This is a genomic window from Pseudomonas sp. FH4 (assembly GCF_000510915.2).
In the GTDB taxonomy this organism is placed as follows: Bacteria; Pseudomonadota; Gammaproteobacteria; order Pseudomonadales; family Pseudomonadaceae; genus Aquipseudomonas; species Aquipseudomonas brenneri.
In genome coordinates, this window is record NZ_AOHN01000041.1 from 1 (window position 1) to 22,319 (window position 22,319).

Sequence of the window (22,319 nt, forward strand, 5' to 3'; positions counted from 1 at the left end):
CGGAAAGGGGGCAGCTGCAAGCTTCAAGTTTCCAGCTGCAAGATTCAAAGCCCGCCCCATACCCGCTTGCAGCTTGTAGCCACTGCCGTCCGGCCAATTCAATACAAAGTGTTTCGGTATTTTTGGTATGGTGCAGCACCTTTTCCAAGGACTGGCCTTCCAACCGCAGGACGCGGCATCACCTCTTCCCACGAGATGCTGTAGAAATGCCTGAAGTTATACCGATCAAGGACCACGAGAAAGAACACCGCCTGGTCAACAAGCGCCTGCTGGCTTGTGCAATGCTGGTATTGGGCATTACCTGTGCCTTGGTTGCACGGATGTATTACCTGCAAGTCGTGGAGTTCGACTATCACTCCACCATCTCCGAAAACAATCGGGTTCATGTCCTGCCCATCACCCCGACCCGCGGCATGATCTATGACCGCAACGGCGTGGTCCTGGCCGATAACCGCCCCAGTTATAACCTGACAATCACTCGCGAACGGGCGACCGACCTCAGAGGCGAGTTGGACTCGATCATCACTCTCCTGCACCTGCCAGCCGAAGACCGTACAGTCTTTGACAAGGCCCTGAAGCAGGCGCGTCACCCATTTGTGCCCGTGACGTTGTTCTACGAATTGACGGAAGAACAGATTGCCATATTGGCCGTCAACGAATTCCGCCTGCCTGGCGTGGATGTCGAGCCGCAGTTTGTGCGTCACTACCCTCTGGGCGCGCACTTTGCTCACTCCATCGGCTACGTAGGTCGTATCAACGAAAAAGAGTCCAAGGAACTGGATTCGGTCGAGTACCGAGGCACGCAATCCATCGGTAAAACCGGCGTCGAACGTTTCTACGAGCCACAGTTGCACGGTCATGTCGGTTATGAAGAAGTCGAGACCAACGCTCAGGGCCGGGTGCTGCGGGTACTCAAGCATACCGATCCGATCCCGGGCAAAAACATCGTCCTGAGCCTGGATATCAAGCTCCAGGAAGCTGCCGAAGAAGCCCTGGGTGATCGTCGCGGCTCAGTGGTTGCCCTGGATCCGCAAACCGGTGAAGTCCTGGCGATGGTCAGCAAACCCAGCTTCGACCCCAACTCATTCGTGACCGGCATCAGTTTCAAGGAATACTCCGCGCTGCGTGACTCCATCGACCGTCCCTTGTTCAACCGCGTACTGCGCGGGCTCTATGCGCCGGGCTCGACGATCAAGCCGGAAGTGGCCATCGCCGGTCTCGACAGCGGTGTGGTCACCGCGCAGACCCGGGTCTTTGACCCCGGCTACTACCAACTTCCGGACTTCGACCACAAGTACCGCAACTGGAACCACAGCGGCGACGGCTGGGTGGATATGGACGCCGCCATCATGCGTTCCAACGACACCTACTTCTATGACCTGGCCCACAAGCTGGGGATTGATCGTCTGCACGACTACATGGCCGAATTCGGTCTCGGCCAGAAAGTTTCCCTGGACATGTTTGAAGAGTCCGCCGGCCTGATGCCGTCCCAGGCCTGGAAGCGCGCGACCCGTCGCCAGCCCTGGTTCCCGGGCGAAACGGTGATCCTCGGCATCGGCCAGGGCTATATGCAAGTCACGCCATTGCAATTGGCCCAGGCCACCGCATTGATCGCCAACAAGGGCGTGTGGAATCGCCCGCACCTGGCCAAGACCATTGACGGTGTTCCGCCCGTGGACGAAAACCCGATGCCCAATGTCGTCCTCAAGAATCCGCACGACTGGGATCAGGTCAACCACGGCATGCAAATGGTGATGCATGATCCACGCGGCATTGCCCGTGCGTCAGCCGCCGGTGCGCAGTACCGAATCGCCGGCAAGAGCGGTACCGCGCAGGTGGTTGCGATCAAGCAGGGCGAGCGCTACAACCGTCTGAAGACCCGCGAGCGCAACCGCGATAACGCATTGTTCGTCGGCTTTGCCCCGGCTGAGCATCCCCGGATCGTGATTTCAGTGATGATCGAAAATGGCGAGGCGGGCGGCCGTGTGGCAGGCCCTGTGGTACGCCAGATCATGGATGCCTGGCTGCTTGATCAGCAGGGCCACCTTAAACCGCAGTACGCGGCGCCCGCCAAGACTTCGGGTGAGCCTCGCGTGTGAAAGAAAGGGTTTACTCCACCCAGAGTGCGGGACCGCCCGATAGATAAGCGATTGCATTTCGCTACAATCTACGACGATAATGAGATGAGTTATCATTAACATCTCTGGCTGCCCGCGTGTCTACTCCTACCGATCCCAAGGTTCTCCTGGCAACGCTGTATGACGATAACCATCGCTGGCTGCGCGCCTGGCTGTATCGTCAGCTCAAGTGCCCACAGGATGCTGCGGACCTGACCCAAGACACGTTTATCCGCATTCTGGATGCGCGCCAGCTCAACCAACTCGATGAGCCCCGTGCGTTTCTCAGCACCGTGGCCCGTCGGCTGTTATTCAGTTTCTGGCGACGCAAGCGCCTGGAGCAGACTTACCTCGACAGCCTGGCGCAGTTGCCGGACGCCTACACACCTTCGGAAGAAGACCTGGCCCTGGTACGTGAGGCCCTGGAAAGCATCGATCGCCTGCTCAATGGCCTGCCGCCTCGGGTACGGCAGATCTTTATGCTCAACCGTCTCGAAGGCTTGTCGCAGCCTGTCATCGCCCAGCAGTTGAAGGTGTCGCTGGCCACCGTAGAGCGCGATCTGCGGCGGGCTTTCCTGCACTGTCTGGCTGAATCGGCGGACCTGACATGAGCCAGCCCAAGGTTGACGCCACGACCCGCGCCGCCGTGGATTGGTTGCTGCGCCTGGAGGCGGCGGCTGAAGATCCGTCAGTGCGTCAAGCCTTCGAAACGTGGCTGCGGGCCAATCCCCAGCATGCGATTGCCTGGCAGCGGGTCGGTAGCTTGCTGCAGCAGCCGATTGCCGACTTGCAGCGCGTCGAAGCCCGTAGCCCCGGTCAGTTACGTGCCGTGACCCAGGCCCTGGCAGCCCCGGACTCCGAGTCGCGGCGCAAAGTGTTGCGTGGCAGCCTGGCCCTGGTGTTGTTCGGTATCAGTGGTGCCGCGATTTTCGACCGGGCCCAGCCGCTCAATGGCCTGTGGGCCGATCGCCACACCGCCACCGGCGAGCGCAAGACCTTCGAGTTGGCCGATGGCAGTCGCCTGAGCCTCAACGCCCGCAGCTCGGTGGATATCCATTTCACCGACACCCGCCGCCTGGTGCGCCTGCGCGAGGGCCAAGTGTTTGTTGATGTCGCCGCCGACCCGCACCGACCGTTTGTGATCGCCACCGCCCAGGGAGAAGTCCAGGCCCTGGGCACACAATTCATGGTGCGCCAGGAGGCCACCGGCAGCCTGACCTCGGTGCAGTTGCACAGTGTCCAGGTCACCACCTCCGGTGGCAGCCAGCGCCGTGTAGAGGCGGGGGAGGCGGCGTGGTTCAGCGACAGCGATGTGCGTCCGGTACCGCTTTCGGTGCGCACCCGGGCGGACTGGCGCGATGGTCGAGTCGATATCCGGGATGAGCCCCTGGGCCTGCTGATCGACGCTCTGCGTCCGTATCGCCGAGGTGTGCTGCGGGTCAGTGAGCAAGCCTCGAAAGTGCGCATCTATGGTGTGTATCCACTGGATGACCCGGAGCAGACCCTGGCCTCGCTGGCCCAAACCTTCCCCCTGCGGATCAGCCATTACGGCCCCTGGTTAACCCTGATTGATGTGCGCTGAAGGCTCAATGGGAATTATTTTCACTCAGCGTGAGGGGATCGCTGATCTCGCGAGTCAAGGTTAGGGAACGCCAACCTGACAATGAGCATCCTCACCCTATGGCACCCTTGATGATCCGCCCCTGCCTGTTGACCCTGGCCGTAACCCTGGCCGTGATCGGCCACCCTGCTGTCGCCCTGGCCGATACTGACGCCAGTGCCCCGCACTATTTCAATCTACCTGCCGCCGCCCTAGGCGATAGTCTGAGCCGGCTGTCGCGGGAAAGCGGACGCACGCTGTCGGTCGCCCCAGCCTTGCTGCAAGGCCGCCGTGCGCCCGCGTTGCAGGGCCAGTACAGCCCCGAGCAGGCCGCACAGCATCTGCTGGCCGGTAGCGGCCTGGGCTTGACGGTCACCGAGAACGGCACCTGGAGCCTGTATCTGCTGCCCGAGGGCGCGCTTAATCTCGGCGCCACCACCGTCACCGGCCAGGTCGCAGAAAATGCCTGGGGCCCGGTGGATGGTTATGTGGCTACTCGCAGCGCCACGGCCACCAAGACCGATACACCGATCCTGGAAATCCCCCAGACCGTCAACGTGGTCACCGCCGACCAGGTCAAGGTCCAGGGCGCGCGCAACCTGACCCAATCCCTGCGCTATACCCCAGGCATGGACACCAACGGCTACACCGATCGCAATACCATCGCCGATGAGTTGGGCAGCCGTGGCTTTTCTCCCACGTTGCTGTACCTCGATGGTGCCTACCTGCCTTACGCCGGCAGCCTCGGCGGTGCGCCACAAATCGACCCCTACACCCTGGAACGTATTGAGGTACTCAAGGGGCCGGCGTCGGTGCTGTTCGGGCAGAACCAGCCTGGCGGGATGATCAACCTGGTATCCAAACGGCCCACCACTGAAGCGCGGCACCAGGTCAAGTTCGGCGTGGGCAGCTACGACCGGGTCAATGGCGCCCTCGACTTCAGCGGTCCCATCGATGACGCGAAGACTCTGAGCTACCGCCTGATCGGCCTGGCCCGCGACGGCAACGAGATGGTCGACCACGCGACCGACAGCCGTACCTTGCTTGCTCCCAGCCTGACCTGGGCGCCGACCGAAGACACCGCCCTGACCATTTATGCGCAGATCCAGCGCGACAAATCCCTGGCCGATTACCAGGCACTACCCGCCATCGGCACGCTCTATCGCAACTCCAAGGGCCAGCGCATCGACCGCGACACCTTCCTCGGCGATTCCGATTGGAACAACTACATCCGCGATCAATATGTGCTGGGCTATGACTTCTCCCACGCATTCAACGACAACCTGGAATATCGCCAGACGGCTCGATTCACTGACGTCAACGACCGCTACAAAGGCTTCTACCTCAATCGCTTCGTCGAACTGCCCGACGGCAGCACCGACGATACCCGCGCCAGCCGCACCAAACTGGACTGGCGCCAACACAACAGCGCCTACACCCTCGATAACAACCTACAGGCCAAGTTCGCCACCGGTGCCCTGGAACACACCTTGCTGGTGGGCTTCGATCACCGCGAGTTCACCCGTAAATACCAGGGCTACAACCTCTATGGCGCGGAAATCATCGACCTCTACAAACCGTCCAATTACCACACCTTTGGCCAGCCGCAACTGACCACCAAGTGGAACAACACGGTCAAGCAGACCGGCCTGTATGCCCAGGACCAAATCAAGTTCGACCGTTTCATCCTCACCATGGGCCTGCGTGAAGACTGGGCCGAAGTGATCAACCGCGACCTGCTGGACCGCAGCACGGTGTCGCAGAAAGACAAGAAACTCACGCGTCGCGTGGGCCTGACTTACCTCACCGACTTCGGCCTGGCCCCCTACGTCAGCTATGCCGAGTCGTTCCTGCCAAGCGTCGGCCGTCTGGCCCCGGCACGCGGTGGCGGCGCCTACAAGCCGGTAGAGGGCGAGCAATATGAAGCGGGGGTCAAGTACCAGCCCAACGACCAGTCGCTGCTGACCTTGTCGGTGTTCCAGATCAAGCAGAAAAACGTCTTGACCGGCGATCTGGTCTATCGCGAATACCAGTTGCAAGAAGGTGAAGTGCGCTCACGCGGCGTCGAGTTCGAAGGCAAGGCCCGTTTTGGCCAGGTGGAGTTGATCAGTGCGCTGTCGTACCTGGACGCGATCTATACCAAGAGCAACTACGGCGAGGAGGGCAACCGCAGTGAGGCGCAAGCCCCGTGGAGCGGCAGCGTCTGGGCCGACTACCATTTTGCCAGCGATGCCTTGGCCGGCCTGACCGCAGGTGGCGGTGCGCGTTACACCGGGAAGAAATACGGCGACTCGGCCAACACCTTCAAGACCCCGTCGTTCGTCGTGTACGACGCCACTGTCAGCTACGACCTAAGCCGCCTGGGCCCCACATTCAAGGGCGCCGAAGCCAGCCTCAACGTGCAGAACCTGTTTGATCGCGAGTATGTCTCGTCCTGCAACTACGCCTTCGGTTGCTACTACGGCCAGGAGCGCACTGCGTCCCTGGCCGTGTCCTACGATTGGTGAGCTACTTGATCACCACCGGGTTCACCGGCGCGCCGCTGCCACCGACAATCTTCAACGGTGCGGCGGTGTAGAGGAACTTCCACTGGCCGTCGTCGGCACAATCGGCGGCCAGATCCTCCAGCAGCACGATCTCGGTAAAGGCGATGCCGAGGTTGCGCATCAACGCGCAATGCAATGGAATCTGCACCCCCGATACCGGATCGGTGATCACCTCGTTGGCGATGGTGTCGGTCACCAGGTTGGGGATTTCCATGGCGTGGAACCACTCCACCAACTCCCGGCTGTAGGTCAGGCCTGGCTCCACCAGGTCCTTGAAGAATTCGGTCTTGCCATACTCGTAGAAGGCGCCCATGGAGCCGGTGCGGATGATCAGGATGTCGCGTTTTTCGATGGTCACGCCCTGGGCCTTGGCGGCCGCCAGCAAGTCCAGGTGATTGAAGGTTTCGCCACGGCCCAGGTATTTCTTGCCGCGATGGCGGGCCATATCGATCAGCACCGCGCGCCCGACCACGCCACGTTCGGCAATCGCCAGCACACTGGCCTTGGCCATGCCGCCGACGGTGCTCATGGCGTCGTAGCCGTTCCACAGTTGGTTGTCGTACCAGGCATGCCCGAGGGCGTCGTACTGGGTCGAGCCTTGCAACTGCATGAAGATCACATCGTCGCAATAGGCCGCGCCGCCAGTCATTTCGGGTTGCTTGCCGAAGTGATAGTGGCTGTGGTCCAGGGTATTGAAGCGCATCGACGGGTTGCGTGCAGGCCACATCGGGTCGCCGCCCGGATGGCCGATCTGCACTTGCAGGGTAAAGGTCTTGCCCTGGCGCACCGAGGCCACGCCGCGCAGTACTTCGGCTTCGGTCAGGTAGTTGAGGGCGCCGACCTCATCGTCCGGCCCCCATTTACCCCAGTTCTTTGGCAGGCCTTCGAGTAATTGCTTGGTGCTCGGTTCGTTCTTGTTATGTAAGTCACACATATCGACTCCGATCCCTTTGGTCGTTGAGTTACACGCAGCGCCCGCCATCGACTTCAAGGCAGGTGCCGGTGATGAATGCCGCTTCGTCCGAGGCCAGGTACAGGCAGGCATTGGCCACGTCTTGCGGGGTGGAAAAACGTCCCAGGGGAATGGTTGCCATGAACTTTTCGCGGTTTTGCGGGGTGTCCGGCACGCCCATGAACTCACTGAGCAACGCCGTTGCGCCGACCACCGGGTTCACGCAATTGACGCGGATATTGTCCGGCCCCAGCTCCGCCGCCATGGTCTTGCTCATGACCACCACCGCGCCCTTGCTGCCGTTATACCAGACCAGTCCCGGGCGCGGGCGGATCGCCGCAGTCGAGGCAATATTGACGAACACGCCGCCGCCCTGGCCGCGAAAGTGCGGCACGAAGTGCTTGGCACTGAGGAAGATGCTTTTGACGTTGACTGCGAACACCCGGTCGAACTCGGCCTCGTCCACTTCCAGCATCGGCCGGTTGCGGTGGGTGGTGCCGGCGTTGTTGATGACAATATCCAGCCCACCGAATTGCTCCAGGGTTGCCCGCAGCAGGGCGCCGACGCTTTCGTCGTTGGCCACGTTGACCTCGATGAAATGCGCATGTCCGCCGCTGGCTTTGATCTCATTGACCACCCGCTGGCCGCCGGTGGCGTTCATGTCGGCGACGATGACTCGTGCTCCCTGTTGGGCGAAGGTCTTGGCGATGCCTTCACCAAAGCCGGAACCGGCGCCAGTGACGATGGCTACTTTGTTTGCGAGACGCATGGAGTGTTCTCCTTTCTTGTTGTTGTAATGGCTTAGCCGTGTTTGATCGCAATGGTCTTCAAGGTGGTAAAGCCCAGCAGGGCCTCGAAGCCTTTTTCCCGGCCATAACCGCTGGCCTTGACGCCGCCGAAGGGCAGTTCAACCCCGCCGCCGGCCCCGTAGTTATTGATGAAAACCTGACCGCAACGCAGCTTGCGGGCCAGGCGCATTTGCCGGGCGCCGTCGCGGGTCCACACGCCGGCGACCAGGCCGAAATCGGTGCCGTTGGCCAGGCGGATGGCCTCGGCTTCGTCGTCGAAGGGCATCACGGCCAGTACCGGGCCGAAGACTTCCTCCTGGGCCAGGCGGCTGTCGGGCGGCACGTCGCGAAACAGCACCGCTTCCTGGAAGTACCCGCCACTGTCGGCCTCGGCCACCACCTGGCCGCGCGCGGCCACGGTGATGCCGGCCTGTTCGGCTTCGCGCACGAACTCGCGCACCAAGCGTTGCTGCTTCTGGTTGATCAGCGGGCCCATATCCAGGTCCAGCGCTGAGGGCCCGGTGCGCAGCTCGCAAAAGCGCTGGCTGAGCCTGGCCAGCACCGTTTCATACACGCTGCGCTCCACCAGCAAGCGGCTACCGGCAGAACAGGTCTGCCCGCAGTTCTGCACGATGGCATTGATCAGCACCGGCAAGGCTTCATCCAGGTCCGCATTGGCGAACACCAGTTGCGGTGATTTGCCGCCCAGTTCCAGGGTCACCGGGCAATGTCGCTCAGCGGCCGCTTTTGACACCGCAGTGCCGGTCACGCTGGAGCCGGTAAAGGAGATGTGATCGATACCCGGATGGCTGCACAATGCCGCGCCCGCTTCGTAGCCATAGCCGGTCACCACATTGATCGCACCGGCCGGAAAGCCCACTTCGGCGGCGATCTGCGCCAGGCGCAGCAGCGACAGGCTGGCATCCTCGGCGGGCTTGATCACACAGGCATTGCCCGCCGCGAGGGAGGCGCCGACGCTGCGGCCGAAGATCTGCATCGGGTAGTTCCACGGGATGATATGCCCGGTCACCCCATGGGGTTCGCGCACGGTCAGCACTGTGTAGCCGTTCTGATAGGGCAGGGTTTCGCCGTGCAGCTTGTCGGCCGCGCCGGCGTAATACTCGAAATAACGGGCGAGGGCAGTGGCATCGGCCCGCGCGACTTTCAGCGCCTTGCCGGTGTCCCGGGCTTCGATCTGCGCCAGCTCTTCGTGATGTTCCAGCACGGCCACGCCGAGTTTGGCCAGCAGGCGGCTGCGCTCCAGGGCCGACAATGTGCCCCATGGGCCAGCGAAGCTCTCGCCCACGGCCTGGCGGGCGGCGCTGACGGCGGCATCGATATCGGCAGCATTGCCACGGGCGATGCTGGAGTAGGTTTCGCCGCTGCTGGGGTCGATCACCGGGATGTCTTCCCGTGACGCCGAGGCTTGCCATTGGTTGGCGATGTAGTGTGCATTGATCATGTTCAACTCCTGTTCCCGGCGACGCATTCGGCGATGGCCACGCCCACTTCAATCGTACTGGCGCTGCCGCCCATTTCCCGGGTGCGTGGCCCTTCGGCAAGTACCGTCTCGATGGCCGAGACAATCGCCGCTGCGGCCTGCTGGTAAAGCGGGTCGCCATTGCCCAGATGTTCGATCATCAACGCAGCCGACCAGATCTGCCCGATGGGGTTGGCCACGCCCAGCCCGGCAATGTCCGGTGCCGAACCATGCACCGGCTCGAACAGCGACGGGTAGCACCGCTCGGGATTGAGGTTGGCCGACGGGGCAATACCGATGGTGCCGGTACAGGCTGGGCCGAGGTCGGAAAGGATGTCGCCAAACAGGTTGGAGGCCACCACCACGTCAAACCAGTCCGGGTGCTGCACGAAATGCGCACACAGAATATCGATGTGGAATTTAGCGGTCTTGACGTCCGGGTAGCGCTGGGCGATCAGGTTCACCCGCTCGTCCCAGAACGGCATGGTGATGGAGATACCGTTGGATTTGGTGGCGGCCACCAGGTTCTTGCGCGGGCGCTGCTGTGCCAGTTTGAAGGCATAGTCCACCACCCGGTCCACGCCTTCGCGGGAGAAGATCGACTCCTGCACGGCGATCTCGCGCGGCGTGCCTTCCCACATCCGCCCACCGACGCTGGAGTATTCGCCCTCGGTGTTTTCCCGCACCACGATGAAGTCGATATCCCCCGGCACACGGCCGGCGAGGGGGCAGGGCACGCCCGGCATCAGGCGTACCGGGCGGATGTTGACGTACTGGTCGAACTGGCGGCGGATCTTCAGCAGCGACTCCCACACCGCCGTGTGGTCGGCGATGATGTCCGGTGCGCCCACGGCACCGAAGAAGATCGCATCATGGCTGCCGATTTGCTCGGCCCAATCGTCCGGCATCATGCTGCCGTGGGCCAGGTAGTGTTCGCTGCACCAGGCAAAGTGATCGAACTCAAAGGCAATGCCGAAACGCCGGCTGACGGCCTCCAGTACACGCAAGCCTTCGGGCACCACCTCGCGGCCGATACCGTCGCCGGGGATCACGGCAATACGATGGGGGGTGCTGGTCGTGGAATTGGACACGCCGTGTCTCCTGTTTTTGTTGTTGTCAGTGAGGCGGGGCCATTCTTGGCACAGGTGCAGCGGTGGGGGAATTGCTGATTGTGGAAGTGGCCTTCGCAAAATTCGAAGGCCAGCGGTTATGCGTGATTACAGGCGCTGAGGTAGTCGAATAACGCCAGGCTTGTAGGCGAAGGCTGTTGCTGGCGCATGCAAAGGTACATCTGGCGGTCGGCCCAGGGGTCGTCGATTTCGATAAAGCGCAAGGCCATTTCCTTGCGAAAGATCTGCACCGCGCCCTGGGGCAGTACGCCAACCCCTTGGCCGGCGGCAATCAGCCGGCACACGGCTTCAAAGCTGCGCACCTGGACCCGCAGGCGCAGCGGCATGCCAATCGCGGCGGCGGCTTCGGTGATCAGTGCGGTGATGGCGGCGTTATCTTCCAGGCCGACAAAGTCGTAACCCAACAAATCCTCAAAGCGCGCATGGCGCATCTTGAACGGATGATCATCGGGCACCAGCAGGCACAGGCGGTCCTGGCAGTAAGGGACAAAGCGCAATTCCTCGCCGCCCGGCTGGGTGGTGACGATGCCTACATCAGCCACGCCATCGCGCACTGCCTGCAGGATTTCGCGGCTGCGCTCCTCACGGATATCCAGGCGGATACCGGGGTGCAGGGCGTTCCACTGGGTCAGTTGGCTGGGCAGTTGCTGGCTCATCGCCGAGCTGTTGGCGTACAGGCACACCCGGCCGGTGGCGCCCTTGGCATAGTCGGCGAGGTCGGCGTGCATCACGTCTACTGCGCGTAAAATCGACAACCCATGCTCGGCCAACACCTCGCCGGCCGCCGTTGGCGAGACACCGGTGGAGGTGCGGTGCAACAGGGCGACTTTGAAGTGCTGCTCCAGCAACGACAGGCGCCGGCTGGCCGCTGACAGCGAGAGGTGTGACTGCTCGGCCGCGCGGGACAGATTGCCCAGCTTGACCGTCTTGAGGAACAGCTCGATGGAGGTAAGGTCGGGGGCCATGCCAGAGTCCTTGTGCGCGGTTGGTGAAAACTACGCAGTTGGGACCGGGCTGTCCAATAGCCTGCCAACTCAACATACTTTGTGAATGCTGTCGGTGTGCCCGGATTTTCGGCCTGATACAGACCAAAATGTGGGAGCTGTCGAGCTTTAGCGAGGCTGCGATAGCGGTGGCGCAGGCGATATTTCTGGTACCTGTGCCGCCGCCATCGCAGCCTCGCAGGGTGAGACAGCTCCCACAGAAGATTAGCGCGGGGTCCGGGATTTCAGTCTGTAAGGTGGGGGTCAGAACTCAATGCTTGCCGACAGCTTGGCCACCCGCGGATCGCCTTGGGTCATGTAGCCGCCCATTGCCGATGCCCAGTATTTGGTATTGGCCACGTTATCCACCGTGAGCCCGAGGCTGACATCGCGCTGGTCCACTTTGAAGGTGTAGCGTGCGCCCACATCAAAGCGATTCCACGTCGGCAGGCTGAGTTTATTGGCAGCATCGACGTACTGCCCGCCAGTGCGCAGCATGCGTCCGTTGAGGGTCACGCCTTGCAGGCCCGGCACATCCCAATCCACGCCGGCATTGAACTGGAAGGACGGCACACCAATCGCACGGTTACCGTCGTTGGCACCGTTCTGGGTGTTCGTGAGTTCGGTTTTCATGACCGTCACACCACCGAGCAGGCGCAGGCCGGCCAGCGGCTCGCCGAACACATTGAGTTCTACACCTTTGTTGATTTGCTCGCCTTCACGCACGAAGCGTGCGGTGGTGGCGTCGATGATCTGGCTGTAGCCGGCGCCGGGCTGCTCGATGCGATACACACCCAGGGTTGCGCCGTAGGTGCCCATGTCGACCTTGACCCCGGCCTCGATCTGCTTGGAACGTGCGGGTGCAAAAGCCTGGCCGCCGCCAATCACCGTGCGGCCAAGGGCATTGACCGGTGAAACAGGCCCCTTGGCCAACCCTTCAATCCGGTTGGCATACAGCGACACATGCTCCCAAGGCTTGAACACAATGCCGTACACCGGTGTGGTAATCGACTCATCGTAGTTGGCCGTACGGCTGCCGCTCATGTAGTTGTAACCCTGCACCACCATTTGCTGGCGGCGCAGGCCCAGCGTGACCAGCAGGCGATCATCGATAAATCCAAAGGTGTTGGACACCGCCGCGCTGCGCATAAAGCTCTTGGCGGTGATGGTCGGGTCGCTGAAGTCGGTGCCAGGGGTATTGCGTGGGTTGTTCAGGCGCGGTTCGGCGCCGGTCACCGGGTTGTAGATATTGGTGCTGGTCCTGGCGCTGTCGAACACATAGGCGTTACGTGCCTCGGTCCAGATCCCGGCCAGGCCGAAGTTCAGGCGGTGGCTCACCGGCCCGGTCTGGAACTTGCCGTTCAAACCGGCCATGGCGCTGCTGTTGTCTTCTTCGTGGGCGATGGTCGAGGCGCTGGATTGTGCATTGCCCAGGTTGTCGTTGATGGTCACCGAGGAGTACCGGCCCATCTCCCGGGTGTGCTTGGCACCGCCTGCTGCGTAGGCGGTCCAGTTGTCATTCAGGTCATATTCGGCACGCAGCATGCCCAGGGTGTCTTCAATATTGGTCATGCTCCAGCGCGGGGCGTAGTTGGTCTCGGCCGAAGGCGCGTCGGGTACCTGGGTCACTGCCGAGCCGAGGAATACCGAGTTGCGCCCGCCATTGACGCGCTCCTTCTTATAGACGAAGTCTCCCGACAGGCGTAACGCATCGCCACGGTAATCCAGGCCTGCGGCAAACAGTTTGGAGCGCTGGTTCTCATTGTCGGTCGCGGTATCACCTTCACGCTGGGACAGGTTCACCCGCGCGCCAAAACGATTGTCCTCGCCAAAGCGCTGGCCGATATCCAGATGCTGACCCATCCGGCCTTCGCTGCTGATATCGGTGCTGAAGCGGCGCAGCGGCACATCGTCGGCGCGCTTGGGTTGCAGGTTCACGCCGCCGCCGATACCGGAGCCCGAAGGCGTTACCCCGTTGATAAAGGCGTTCGGGCCCTTGAACACTTCCACGCGCTCCAGGGCGTCGGTGGACATGATCTGCCGGGGCAGGATGCCGTACAGGCCGTTGAAGGAAATGTCATCGCCATTGAGTGGCAGGCCACGAATCACGAACAACTGTGACTGGTTGGCGTACCCCGAAGCCTGGCGCACGGAAGAGTCGTTGAGCAGTACATCGCCGACGGTCTCGGCCTGTTGGTCGCGAATCAGTTGTTCGGTGTAGGACGCCATGCTGAACGGCACGTCCATGATGTCCTGGTTGCCCAATACACCCAACTGCCCGCCGCGTGCCACCTGGCCACCGGCGTACACCGGCGGCAGGGCGCCGGGGATGATGGCCTCGGCGCTGATGCTGGTGGCGCCCAGCTCCAGGGCCTGGTCAGTCTGTGGCGGCTGTTGAGGGGCGCCATGGGTCGCGAAGCTCAGGGAGCAGCACAGGGCAAGCAGGGTCGGGCGAAACGGCACGGCGAGTCGTGTACAAGTGGGCATGGTCGATCCGGACGGCGAGCCGTCAATGTGAGGAAAGGGGGGCAACAACGTTGCGCTTCCTCACTGCGCGAATACGACTCCAGTGCAAATGATAACAAATGCTAATTGATGTTTTACAAGTTTATTTGCAATGTACAGTCTGTCTGAAGGACAGAAATTTCTATGCAGGCCTTGTGGCGGATGCCGAGTAGAATCGCGCCCTGAAAGCGATTCCTGAGGTGTGGCAAGGTGGATTTACAGCAGGGTTTTGTCCTGACCCGGCATTGGCGCGACACCCCGGCGGGTACAGAGGTCAGCTTCTGGCTGGCGACCGACCAGGGGCCGCGGTATATCCGTCTACCCGTGCAGCCTTCGGTGATGTTTATTCCGGTGGCCCATCGCGAGCACGCGCAACGGGTGCTCAAGGGTGAGCGCGACGTGAAACTGCGCCCGCTGCAACTGTGTGACTTTCATCATCGCCCGGTCCTGGGCCTCTATACCCGTCAGCATCGCCAGGCAATGGACCTGGAAAAACGCCTGCGCCAAGCCGGCGTGGATGTCTACGAAGGCGATGTGCGCCCGCCCGAGCGCTACATGATGGAACGCTTTATCACCGCGCCAGTGGTGTTTGGCGGCACACCGGGCGAGGGCGCAATGCTGCTGGACGCGCAGATGAAACCCGCGCCGGACTACCGCCCGGCGTTGAAACTGGTGTCCCTGGATATCGAAACCACCGCGCGCGGCGATCTGTACTCCATCGCCCTGGAAGGCTGCGGTGAGCGCCAGGTGTACATGCTCGGCCCGGCCAACAAAACAGACGCAGTGGATTTCAAGCTCGAATACTGCGACAGCCGCGCCCAACTGCTGGAGCGCTTGAACCAGTGGCTGGCGCAACATGACCCCGACGCGATCATTGGCTGGAACCTGGTGCAGTTCGATCTGCGGGTCCTCCATGAGCATGCCAAGCGCCTTAACGTGCCATTGCTGCTCGGCCGTGGCGGCGAGGCCATGGCCTGGCGCGAACACGGCAGCCGTAACCATTACTTCGCCGCCGCGGCCGGACGGCTGATCATCGATGGCATCGAAGCCCTGCGTTCGGCGACCTGGACGTTTGAGTCATTCAGCCTGGAAAACGTCGCCCAGACCCTGCTTGGCGAAGGCAAGTCGATTTCCACGCCCTACCAGCGCATGGACGAGATCAACCGCATGTTCGCCGAGGACAAGCCCGCGCTGGCACGCTACAACCTCAAGGACTGCGAGCTGGTGACGCGGATTTTCGAAAAGACCGAGCTGCTCAAGTTCCTGCTGGAGCGGGCCAGCGTCACCGGCCTGCCGGCGGACCGCAACGGTGGTTCGGTAGCGGCGTTCACTCATTTGTACATGCCGCTGATGCATCGCCAGGGCTTTGTCGCGCCGAACCTGGGGGACAAGCCACCCCAGGCCAGCCCCGGTGGTTTTGTCATGGATTCGCGTCCCGGCCTGTATGAATCAGTGCTGGTGCTGGACTACAAAAGTCTCTACCCATCGATTATCCGCAGCTTCCTGATCGACCCCGTGGGGCTGATCGAAGGCTTGCGCCATCCCGACGACAGTGAGTCGGTGGAAGGTTTTCGCGGCGCACGTTTTTCCCGCACCCGGCATTGCCTGCCGGCCATCGTGGCGCGGGTGTCCGAGGGCCGCGAGGTGGCCAAGCGCGAGCACAACGCGCCGTTGTCCCAGGCCCTGAAGATCATCATGAATGCGTTCTATGGCGTACTGGGCTCCAGCGGTTGCCGGTTCTTCGATACGCGGCTGGCCTCGTCCATCACGATGCGCGGTCACCAGATCATGCGCCAGACCCGCGAACTGGTCGAAGCCCAGGGTTATGAAGTGATCTATGGCGATACCGACTCCACCTTCGTCTGGCTCGGCAGTGCCCATTCCCAGGAAGATGCCACGCGCATCGGCCAGGGCCTGGTGCAGCACGTCAACCAATGGTGGCGTGAACGCCTGCACAGCGAGTTTGGCCTGCAAAGTGCCCTGGAGCTGCAATACGAAACCCACTTCAGTCGCTTCCTGATGCCGACCATTCGTGGGGCGGAGGAGGGCAGCAAGAAGCGCTATGCCGGCCTGGTGACCCGTGCCGATGGCAGTGAAGAAATGATCTACAAAGGCCTGGAAACCGTGCGCAGCGACTGGTCGCCCCTGGCCCGCCAGTTCCAGCAGGAGTTGTACCAGCGGATCTTCCACCGCCAGCCCCATCAGGACTATGTGCGTGACTACGTGCGCCGCACCCTCAGCGGCGAACTTGACGAGCTGCTGATCTACCGCAAGCGCCTGCGCCGGCAACTGGGCGATTACGAGCGCAATGTCCCGCCCCATGTGCGTGCGGCGCGCCTGGCGGATGAATTCAACGACCGCGAGGGCCGCCCACGGCAATACCAGAACGGTGGCTGGATTCGCTACGTGATCACCGTCAACGGCCCCGAGCCCCTGGAAGTGCGCCAGGCGCCGATTGACTACGACCACTACGTCACCCGGCAATTGCAGCCGGTGGCCGATGCGATCCTGCCGTTTGTCGATGACGACTTCAGCACCTTGGTCGGTGGCCAGATGGGCTTGTTTTAACGCCGGGAACACGCTTCACTCTGGACGCTGACACGTCTTGGAGGTATGCCCGATGTACACGCTCTATGGCACGCAAAGTTCTGGCTCGTGCATCGTCGAAATTGCCCTGCAACGTTGTGGCGTGCCGTGGCAGCAAGTCGATGCCAGCCCCTGGGGCGATACTGCGGGAATGGAGGCCCTCGGGCAGATCAACCCGTTGCGGCAAATCCCCACCCTGCAACTGCCTGACGGTAGCGTGCTGACGGAAAGCGCGGCGATCCTGATCCACCTGGGCCTGGAGTATCCAGGCGCAGGGTTGCTGGTCGGCAATCGCGCCCAGATCATGCGCGGCCTGGTGTACATCGCCGCCAACTGCTATTCGGCAATCACCATCATCGACTACCCGCAACGTTTCCTCGACAACACCGATGAGACGGTGCAGGCGCAATTGATCGCGGGCACCCAACAGCATCTACACCAGGCCTGGCAGATGTTTGCCGAGCAGTTTGCCGGGCAACTGTTTACCCCGCAGGGGTTGCCCAATGCCCTGGGCATCATGGCGGCCGCGGTGTCCCGTTGGGAGGGCGTGCGGGACGTCCTGCAGCATTCCCACCCCGCGTGCGCCCAGGCCCTGGCGCAGGTGGATGGCGATCCACAGGTGGCTCCGGTGTTTGCCTGGCACTGGCCGGATTGGCCCGCGCAGTGAGCCCTGGCAATCAGAAGAAACAATGAGGCCCGATGGGCCTCAAACCCTTGCGTCGCGGGCGTCCTGGCCTACTCTTTCTGATAGTCGCGTAGGAATCATCCTTGAAATTGACTGTCGCAGACATGAAACTCAAAAACTCTGCATGGAATTGGAAGGAGGTACGCATGCTCGTCCGGTCGCTGACCCTGGCTACCTTGATGGCGTTTACGGGGCCGTTGTTGGCTGCGGATAACCGAGGCCCGCTGGAACAGGATCAAGGCAAATTTCGCCCACTGATCGTGATAGCACCCAGCTCCATCGACCCGACTCAGGTCCAACTCAAGAAAGATCTTGAACAGCCTGAGAACAAACAGAAGTTCACCGAGCGCAACATGGTGCTCTACACCGTGAACTACACGAGCATCGGCACCGTCGGCCAACGTGACGGCAAGGACCTGGGCGCCCAGGACACCAACGCGTTGATCCGTGCCCTGAAGCTTGGCGCCAGCGCCGGTACCAAAGTGATCCTGGTGGGCAAGGACGGCGAGAAGAAAGTCGAAAAGACCGTACCCCCCGATACCCTGGACCTCGCAGAGTTTTTTGCCGCAGTCGACAAAATGCCAATGGCCGAAAAAGAAGCCGCCGCACCCGCCGAACCAGAACCTGCCGCACCGGCTGCGGGCAAGCCTGGCGCCAAAGCCAAGCCTGGCAAGCACGCGCCGCAACCCCTGGAAGATTGACGCTTTCGGAGCAACCCTTTGTAGGAGCCGGCAAGCTGGCTCCTACAGTGGATGCGTTGGCAAGTCCTACAAGCCGTGTGCCACTTGCAGGCATTGCGCCATGAAGCATATGATAACCGTTATCATTTACGGCTTACCTCCTGTGCGCGTCCTCCATGCCTCCGATTCCTGCGACAAGCCCCACTGACCTCGCCACGCTGTATCAGCAGCAACACCGCTGGTTGCAGCACTGGTTATGGCGTCGTTTGAACTGTTCGCAGAGCGCTGCTGACTTGGCCCAGGACACTTTTCTGCGCCTGCTCGCCAAGAATCAACCCCTTGAGGTCCAAGCCCCCCGCAGCTTCCTGGCGAAAGTCGCACAAAGCGTGCTGTCCAATCACTTTCGCCGGCAAAAGCTGGAAAAGGCCTACCTGCAAGCCCTGGCGCTGTTGCCAGAAGAGGTGGCACCCAGCGCCGAGACCCAATGGCTGCTCCTGGAAACCCTGATGGCCCTCGATGAAGTGCTCGGCCGCCTGGCATTGCCGGTGCGCCAGGCCTTCCTCTGGTCGCAGCTCGATGGCTTGAGCCACGGCGAAATTGCCGAGCGCCTGGGCACCAGCATCACTACGGTCAAGCGCTACATCGTCCAGGCCGGTGCGCAGTGCATTGTGCTCGACAGCCAGCGCCCATGAATCCGTTGCCCCTGACCCTGGAAGCCGCTGAGCAGGCCATGCACTGGCAATTGGAGTTGCAGGCAGCGGACGTCAGTGAACAGACACGGAGCGAATGGCTGGCCTGGCGCCAGCAAGATCCTCTCAACGAGCAGGCATGGCAGCATTCCCAGCGGTTTTTCCAGCGCATGCACGAGGTGCGAGACCCCGCGCACCAGGCTCTGGTCAGCGCCACCCTGTTACCGGCGCTGTCCCGTCGTCGGGTCCTGAAAAACCTGGCCCTCTTGCTGGCCGCCGGCAGTGTGGCGTGGACCGCCCGGGATGCCGGGCTGTTGCAGCCCTGGACCAGCGATTTCAGCACCACCGTCGGTGAGCAATGGCGTATCGACCTGGCGGACAATACCGAGATCCAGCTCAATACCGACACCGCTATCGATGTGAACTACAGCCCCGACCAGCGCCTGATCCATCTGTGGCGCGGGGAGATCCTGGTAGTACCCAACCCGTTGGACGCCCGCCCGCTGTGGGTGAAAACCGCCGAAGGCCTGACCCATGCCGCAGGCGGGCGCTTCAGCGTGCGCCAGCGCGATGGGTTTACCCAGTTGGGGTCCGACCGGCAGCCACTGGCGGCGCAGATTCCATCGCGCAGCCTGAGCCTTTCGCCCGGCGAGATCGTCAGCTTTGACCAGCAGACCCTGTTGGCGCGCCGCCCGCAGCGCGCCGGCGAACTGGCCTGGGGCCGCGGCATGATCGTCGCCGAGGGCCTGCGCCTGGAAGACTTCCTCAATGAATTGAGCCGCTACCGACGCGGGCATCTGGACTGTGACCCGAGCGTGCGCGAGCTGCGTGTGTCCGGCACCTATCCGTTGGCCGACACAGACCGCATCCTCACTGCGCTGCAACAGACCCTCGAGCTGGACGCGCAGCATTTCACGCGGTTCTGGGTCACGCTTAAACCGCGTCGGGCGCAGGTATGAATTTATTTTGCATGCATGTGGTCCGTTTCCGAATCTCACGAGACTTATATCCCCAGACACTCACTTATCTGGGGAACAGCGCATGCACCCGCAACGCACCATTCGGGCAACACTGAAAAAATCACTGGCTGTGGCCGTCGTTCGCGGCATTGCCAGCTTCGCCGGGGCCGCACCGCTGTTGCTGGCGCCGGCCTGGGCCATGGCCGCGCCACAGCAGGAGTTCGACATTGCCCCAGGCTCCCTGGCCGGTGCGTTGAACCAGTTTGGCCAGGCCACGCATATCTTGCTGTCCTACCCGGCCGCGCTCACGCAAGGGCAGACCAGCCCCGGCCTGCAAGGGCGACATGACCTCGACACCGGCCTGGCAATCCTGCTCAGTAACAGCTCGCTGCAAGCGGTGCGCGGCAGCGGCGATAACTACTCCCTGCAACCCCGTCCTGCCGACGGCGCATTGCAACTGGGCACCGTATCGATCTCCGGCAAGGCGCCGGGGTCGACTACCGAGGGCACCGGCTCCTACACCACGCAGTCGTCCAGCAGCTCAACCCGCCTGAACCTGACGCCCAGGGAAACCCCGCAATCACTGACCGTCATGACCCGCCAGCGCCTGGACGACCAGCGCCTGACCAACCTGTCGGACACCCTGGATGCCACCCCCGGCATCATCGTGTTGCGCGACGGCCTGGGTTCGGAAAGCGACGCCTATTTCTCCCGTGGCTTTCAGATCCAGAACTTCGAAATCGACGGTGTGCCCACCGTCACCCGCATGGACAACTACACCCAGAGCATGGCGATGTACGACCGGGTGGAAGTGGTGCGCGGCGCCACCGGCCTGATCAGCGGCATGGGCAACCCCTCGGCCACTATCAACCTGATCCGCAAGCGCCCGACAGCCGAGGCGCAGGCTAGCGTAACCGCCGAAGCAGGCAATTGGGACCGCTACGGCAGCGGCCTCGACGTATCCGGCCCCCTGACCGAAACCGGCAATGTGCGCGGGCGCTTGGTGGCCGACTACAAGACCGAACACGCCTGGGTCGACCGCTACAAGCAGCAGACCCAGTTGCTGTACGGCATCACTGAATTCGACCTGACCGAAGACACCTTGTTGACCATGGGCTTGAGCTACCTGCGCACTGACGTCGACGCCCCGGCGCGCTCCGGTTTGCCCACACGCTTTACCGATGGTTCGCGCAGCAACCTCAGCCGCTCCCTGAATACTGCGCCGGCCTGGTCCTATAACGACCATGAGCAGACCAGTTTCTTTACCTCCATTGAGCAGAAGTTCGACAGCGGCTGGAGCGCCAAGGCTGAGTTCACCCATTCGCAAAACAAGTTCGATGAGGTGTTCAACTACGTCAACGGCAGCCTCAACAGTGATGGCAGTGGCACCACCCAGTTGCCAGTGCGATTCTCTGGTACCCCGCGCCAGGATAATCTCGACCTGTACGCCACCGGCCCGTTTGACCTGCTGGGCCGTGAGCACGAGTTGATCGCCGGCGTGACCTTGTCCAAGTACAAGGAAAACGTGCCCAGCCATGGCGGCTGGAACTATGCGTATTCCGGCTCCCCGGCGGGCGCCATCGACAACCTGTTCAACTGGGACGGGAACTCGGCCAAGCCGGACTTCCCGGTGACCGGCAAATCCTCGGTGGATGAAAGCCAGTACGCCGCCTACCTGAGCACCCGCCTGCGCATGACCGACGATTTGAGCGTGATCCTCGGCAGTCGGGTCATCGACTGGAAGCGCGAAACCCAGGACAGCCCCTACGGCGGCGTTGCCACCCGTACCAGCGAGTCGGAAACCGGCGTGTACATTCCCTATGCCGGGGTGGTCTACGACCTGACCGACAATTGGTCGGCCTATGCCAGCTACACCAAGATCTTCAATCCCCAGGCCAGTTGGGTGCGCGACATCAACAACAAGGCCCTGGAACCCATGGAAGGCAAGGGCTACGAGCTGGGCTTGAAGGGCAGTTTCTTCGACGAGCAGTTGAACACCAGCCTGGCGCTGTTCAAGTTGGAACAGGACAACCTGGCGATCTGGATCGACACGCCGGGCGGCAACACCTATCGCAACGAGAAGGGCACCACCACCGAGGGTGTCGAACTGGAACTCAACGGTGAGCTGGCCGAAGGCTGGCAAGCCTCGGCGGGTTACGCCTATGCGGTCAGCACCGATGCCGACGACAAACGCATCGTCACCACCTTGCCGCGCCAGAGCCTGAAAACCTTCACGACCTACCGCCTGCCGGGAGCGTTGAGCAAGGTGACCGTGGGGGGTGGAGTGAACTGGCAGAGCAAGGTCGGTGAAGACCTGCACACGTTCAGCCAGGGTAGCTACGCCATCACCAACCTGCTGCTGCGCTATGACGTGACGCCGCAGCTAAGTACCTCGGTCAACCTCAACAACCTGTTCGATCGCGAGTACTTCAGCTATGCCGGCAACCACGGAATGTACGGCGCGCCGCGTAACCTGATGACCAGCATCAAGTACGACTTCTAACCCTGCCCCCGATCCCCTGTAGGAGCGGGCTTGCCCGCGATAGCAGTAGTTCAGGCGCTGTTACTGTCGACTGACACACCGCCATCGCAGGCAAGCCAGCTCCCACCTTTGATTGG

Annotated in this window: 16 protein-coding genes; 10 read left to right on the forward strand and 6 right to left on the reverse strand. The window is 62.0% G+C overall.

What is annotated here, in order from left to right; translation table 11 throughout:
* Nucleotides 1-206 precede the first annotated feature (206 nt).
* The 4 genes from mrdA (at nt 207) to H097_RS24255 (ending at nt 6,224) form a co-directional block, all read left to right on the forward strand.
* On the forward strand, nt 207-2,099 hold the full coding sequence (mrdA, locus tag H097_RS24240) for a penicillin-binding protein 2 (protein WP_032862978.1): 1,893 nt from the start codon (nt 207-209) through the stop codon (nt 2,097-2,099).
* Nucleotides 2,100-2,215: 116 nt separating this feature from the next.
* A complete protein-coding gene (locus H097_RS24245; protein ID WP_032862980.1) occupies nt 2,216-2,728 on the forward strand; it encodes a sigma-70 family RNA polymerase sigma factor in 513 nt (170 codons plus the stop codon).
* Entirely contained in the window at nt 2,725-3,699 is a 975-nt protein-coding gene (locus tag H097_RS24250; protein WP_032862982.1) for a FecR family protein, read from the forward strand. The genes H097_RS24245 and H097_RS24250 overlap by 4 nt, the downstream gene beginning before the upstream one ends.
* 110 nt (nt 3,700-3,809) lie before the next feature.
* Nucleotides 3,810-6,224 carry a TonB-dependent siderophore receptor gene (locus H097_RS24255; RefSeq protein WP_229752439.1) on the forward strand — a complete coding sequence of 805 codons (2,415 nt, stop codon included), beginning with the start codon at nt 3,810-3,812 and terminating at the stop codon, nt 6,222-6,224.
* 1 nt (nt 6,225) lies between these two features.
* Here H097_RS24255 and H097_RS24260 read toward each other — a convergent pair whose 3' ends face one another.
* The 6 genes from H097_RS24260 to H097_RS24285 all read right to left on the reverse strand — a co-directional run bounded on the left by H097_RS24260 (nt 6,226) and on the right by H097_RS24285 (nt 14,083).
* The gene (locus H097_RS24260; protein ID WP_032862984.1) at nt 6,226-7,197 is read right to left on the reverse strand and encodes a cyclase family protein; all 972 of its coding nucleotides are present in this window, start codon (nt 7,195-7,197) and stop codon (nt 6,226-6,228) included.
* 28 nt (nt 7,198-7,225) lie between these two features.
* Nucleotides 7,226-7,984: an SDR family oxidoreductase gene (locus tag H097_RS24265; protein ID WP_032862985.1), complete on the reverse strand. Its 759-nt coding sequence runs from the start codon at nt 7,982-7,984 to the stop codon at nt 7,226-7,228.
* 32 nt (nt 7,985-8,016) lie between these two features.
* The gene (locus H097_RS24270) at nt 8,017-9,465 is read right to left on the reverse strand and encodes an aldehyde dehydrogenase family protein (RefSeq protein WP_032862987.1); all 1,449 of its coding nucleotides are present in this window, start codon (nt 9,463-9,465) and stop codon (nt 8,017-8,019) included.
* A 2-nt stretch (nt 9,466-9,467) separates the two neighbouring features.
* Nucleotides 9,468-10,574 (reverse strand): tartrate dehydrogenase, encoded by a 1,107-nt coding sequence (locus H097_RS24275; protein ID WP_032862988.1) that lies wholly within the window; start codon nt 10,572-10,574, stop codon nt 9,468-9,470.
* A 116-nt stretch (nt 10,575-10,690) separates the two neighbouring features.
* Nucleotides 10,691-11,578, reverse strand: a complete 888-nt coding sequence (locus tag H097_RS24280; protein ID WP_032862989.1) for a LysR family transcriptional regulator — start codon at nt 11,576-11,578, stop codon at nt 10,691-10,693.
* 282 nt (nt 11,579-11,860) lie between these two features.
* Nucleotides 11,861-14,083, reverse strand: a complete 2,223-nt coding sequence (locus tag H097_RS24285; RefSeq protein ID WP_032862990.1) for a TonB-dependent siderophore receptor — start codon at nt 14,081-14,083, stop codon at nt 11,861-11,863.
* Between the two features lie 228 nt (nt 14,084-14,311).
* Here H097_RS24285 and H097_RS24290 point away from each other — a divergent pair, with 228 nt between their 5' ends.
* The 6 genes from H097_RS24290 to H097_RS24315 all read left to right on the forward strand — a co-directional run bounded on the left by H097_RS24290 (nt 14,312) and on the right by H097_RS24315 (nt 22,203).
* Nucleotides 14,312-16,669, forward strand: a complete 2,358-nt coding sequence (locus H097_RS24290) for a DNA polymerase II (RefSeq protein ID WP_032862992.1) — start codon at nt 14,312-14,314, stop codon at nt 16,667-16,669.
* Between the two features lie 52 nt (nt 16,670-16,721).
* Nucleotides 16,722-17,354 carry a glutathione S-transferase gene (locus tag H097_RS24295; protein WP_032862994.1) on the forward strand — a complete coding sequence of 211 codons (633 nt, stop codon included), beginning with the start codon at nt 16,722-16,724 and terminating at the stop codon, nt 17,352-17,354.
* Nucleotides 17,355-17,518: 164 nt separating this feature from the next.
* The gene (locus H097_RS24300; RefSeq protein WP_032862995.1) at nt 17,519-18,073 is read left to right on the forward strand and encodes a DUF4174 domain-containing protein; all 555 of its coding nucleotides are present in this window, start codon (nt 17,519-17,521) and stop codon (nt 18,071-18,073) included.
* Between the two features lie 155 nt (nt 18,074-18,228).
* The gene (locus H097_RS24305) at nt 18,229-18,744 is read left to right on the forward strand and encodes a sigma-70 family RNA polymerase sigma factor (RefSeq protein WP_032862996.1); all 516 of its coding nucleotides are present in this window, start codon (nt 18,229-18,231) and stop codon (nt 18,742-18,744) included.
* The gene (locus H097_RS24310) at nt 18,741-19,700 is read left to right on the forward strand and encodes a FecR family protein (protein WP_032862997.1); all 960 of its coding nucleotides are present in this window, start codon (nt 18,741-18,743) and stop codon (nt 19,698-19,700) included. The genes H097_RS24305 and H097_RS24310 overlap by 4 nt, the downstream gene beginning before the upstream one ends.
* An 82-nt stretch (nt 19,701-19,782) precedes the next feature.
* Nucleotides 19,783-22,203, forward strand: coding sequence for a TonB-dependent receptor (locus tag H097_RS24315; RefSeq protein WP_050593440.1), 2,421 nt, complete (start codon nt 19,783-19,785; stop codon nt 22,201-22,203).
* Nucleotides 22,204-22,319 lie beyond the last annotated feature (116 nt).

Coding starts and splice junctions, on each gene's coding strand:
- H097_RS24270 (WP_032862987.1), bottom strand. CDS start 9,465: ATGATCAATGCACACTACATCGCCAACCAATGGCAAGCCTCGGCGTCA.
- H097_RS24295 (WP_032862994.1), top strand. CDS start 16,722: ATGTACACGCTCTATGGCACGCAAAGTTCTGGCTCGTGCATCGTCGAA.
- H097_RS24250 (WP_032862982.1), top strand. CDS start 2,725: ATGAGCCAGCCCAAGGTTGACGCCACGACCCGCGCCGCCGTGGATTGG.
- H097_RS24315 (WP_050593440.1), top strand. CDS start 19,783: ATGCACCCGCAACGCACCATTCGGGCAACACTGAAAAAATCACTGGCT.
- H097_RS24280 (WP_032862989.1), bottom strand. CDS start 11,578: ATGGCCCCCGACCTTACCTCCATCGAGCTGTTCCTCAAGACGGTCAAG.
- H097_RS24305 (WP_032862996.1), top strand. CDS start 18,229: ATGCCTCCGATTCCTGCGACAAGCCCCACTGACCTCGCCACGCTGTAT.
- H097_RS24310 (WP_032862997.1), top strand. CDS start 18,741: ATGAATCCGTTGCCCCTGACCCTGGAAGCCGCTGAGCAGGCCATGCAC.
- H097_RS24255 (WP_229752439.1), top strand. CDS start 3,810: ATGATCCGCCCCTGCCTGTTGACCCTGGCCGTAACCCTGGCCGTGATC.
- mrdA (WP_032862978.1), top strand. CDS start 207: ATGCCTGAAGTTATACCGATCAAGGACCACGAGAAAGAACACCGCCTG.
- H097_RS24260 (WP_032862984.1), bottom strand. CDS start 7,197: ATGTGTGACTTACATAACAAGAACGAACCGAGCACCAAGCAATTACTC.
- H097_RS24300 (WP_032862995.1), top strand. CDS start 17,519: ATGCTCGTCCGGTCGCTGACCCTGGCTACCTTGATGGCGTTTACGGGG.
- H097_RS24285 (WP_032862990.1), bottom strand. CDS start 14,083: ATGCCCACTTGTACACGACTCGCCGTGCCGTTTCGCCCGACCCTGCTT.
- H097_RS24265 (WP_032862985.1), bottom strand. CDS start 7,984: ATGCGTCTCGCAAACAAAGTAGCCATCGTCACTGGCGCCGGTTCCGGC.